This window comes from Sandarakinorhabdus sp. (assembly GCF_040398645.1).
Taxonomy (GTDB): domain Bacteria; phylum Pseudomonadota; class Alphaproteobacteria; order Sphingomonadales; family Sphingomonadaceae; genus Sandarakinorhabdus.
This window is the reverse complement of the sequence record NZ_JBBATR010000022.1, coordinates 13,236-15,059: the sequence shown is the minus strand read 5'-3', so window position 1 is coordinate 15,059 and position 1,824 is coordinate 13,236. Positions and strand designations below refer to the sequence as shown.

3 protein-coding genes are annotated in these 1,824 nt (G+C 68.6%); all 3 read right to left on the bottom strand.

The window, feature by feature from the left end; translation table 11 throughout:
• On the bottom strand, positions 1 to 1,226 hold a 1,226-nt coding region (gene fliF / locus ABWP50_RS07050), incomplete at its 3' end, for a flagellar basal-body MS-ring/collar protein FliF (RefSeq protein ID WP_353217288.1).
• A 32-nt stretch (positions 1,227 to 1,258) separates the two neighbouring features.
• Positions 1,259 to 1,630 carry a flagellar hook-basal body complex protein FliE gene (gene fliE, locus ABWP50_RS07045; RefSeq protein ID WP_353217287.1) on the bottom strand — a complete coding sequence of 124 codons (372 nt, stop codon included), beginning with the start codon at positions 1,628 to 1,630 and terminating at the stop codon, positions 1,259 to 1,261.
• The coding region (locus tag ABWP50_RS07040; protein ID WP_353217286.1) for a helix-turn-helix domain-containing protein at positions 1,630 to 1,824 on the bottom strand (195 nt) is incomplete at its 5' end. The genes fliE and ABWP50_RS07040, both read right to left, overlap by 1 nt.

The following is a 1,824-nucleotide window of genomic DNA, read 5'->3' as shown; positions in this document are numbered from 1 at the left end:
GCGCCGCGCACCAGCCGCTGGATGTTGGCGATATCCTTGGCCGCCGTCTTGCCCAGCGCAGCACTGTCCACCACCACGGCCACCGACAGGCGCTTGACGCGCGGCGCGCCAGCGCGGGTGACCGATATATCCTTGCCGATTTCATAATTGCGCGCGGCGGTTTCGGCGGTGGTGGCCGGCGGCGCAGTGGCCGCAGCACCGGCCGGCGGCGGATTGCCCGTCACCTGCGCGGCCTGCGGCACGGTGTTGGTCAGGGCGCCGGGAATGCCGGCGGCGGGCGGCGGCGCCGATTCCATGTTGCGGCTGGTTTGTTCGCTGCGCACGGTGCCTTGCGGCTGAAAGCGTTCGCTGGCCGCTTCGTTCTGCGAAAAATCGACATCGGCAGCCACTTCAGCGGTAAACCGCCCGGGGCCGAGCATCGGCGTGAGCAGCTTCATCAGGCGTTCGCGCACCAGGCCTTCCAGGCGCTGCTGATAGGCAAGTTGCTGGCCATCGCCCGAAACGCCCGCCGACAGCAGGCTGCCGGACTGATCGACCACGCTCACCCGATCACCGGCCAGACCGGGAACGGAGGTGGCCACCAGCCAGATCACGGCGCGCACCTGGGATTCGGACAGGCTGCGGCCCGGCGCCAGCGTGATGAACACACTGGCGGATGGTGCGGCGCGGTCACGGATGAACACCGATGGTTCGGGCGTGGCGACATGCACGCGCGCTGCCTTGACGCCGTCGATGGCTTCGACCGACGCTGCCAGCTCCCGCTCAAGCGACGCCTTCAGCCGCGCCGCCTCGACCGAGCGGGACGCGCCCAGCGGCATGTTGTCCAGCCCGGAACCAGCCGCCGCTGCACTGGATTTGGGCAGGCCCTGGCCCGCCAGCAAGATGCGCGCCCGCGCCACATCGCCGGCCGCGACCTCGACTGTGCCGGTATCCGCATTGACCCGGTGATCAAAATTGGCTGCCGCCAGCGCCTGGGTGACAGCGGCCGCATCGGCATCGGACAATCCCGGCCACAGCGGCCGCCAATCGGGTGTGCGCAGCGCCATCACGGCCAGCGCCAGCGCCGCCAGCACGGCAATCACGATCAAGGCCGGCCGCGCCGCCACCACCGCCGGATCGGACATGAAGCCGCGCATGCGCCGGGCCAGCGGCTGCGATCCGGGCGCATCGGCGCCTGTTGCAGCGGGCACAGCCGAATTTGGCGCAAGAACAGCGGTGTCGCTCATGGTTCAGGCGGCCCCAGCCAGCGTGGCGGCCATCACAACGGCATGTTCATAACGTCTTTGTAGGCCCCGATCAGGCGATTGCGCGCCTGCAACGTGGCTTCAAAGGCAAGTGAGGCTTTCTGGCGGGCCACCATCACACTGGCGAGATCGTGGGTTTGCCCGGTTTCAAAGGCCGTCACGGCGGCGCTGGCCTGATCCTGAATGGCGCTGACCTGGCGCAGCGCCGTGTCCAGCGCCGCGCCAAAGCGCGGTGCCGGCGTGCCTGCGCCGCCAATACCGCCAGCCCCCGGCACAAGCCCGGTGTTTGCTGCACCCTGGCCAAACGGTGCCCCCAACGCATCGCTGCGCGCCAGTATCTGCTGGCGCATTTTCAGGATTGCACTGCTGTCGACTGGCGGCAGCATTATTGCACCATGGCCGATGGGCCATCACCGCTGCGCAAGCTGGCAAGCTTGTAGCGCAGCGTGCGTTCCGAAATGCCCAATGATCGCGCCGCATCGCGGCGATTGCCATTGCCAGCCAGCGCGCGGGCGATGGCATTTTGTTCGGCCATGCGCACCGCGCCGGGAAGCGCGCCTGACAGTTCGCCGGGAAGCGC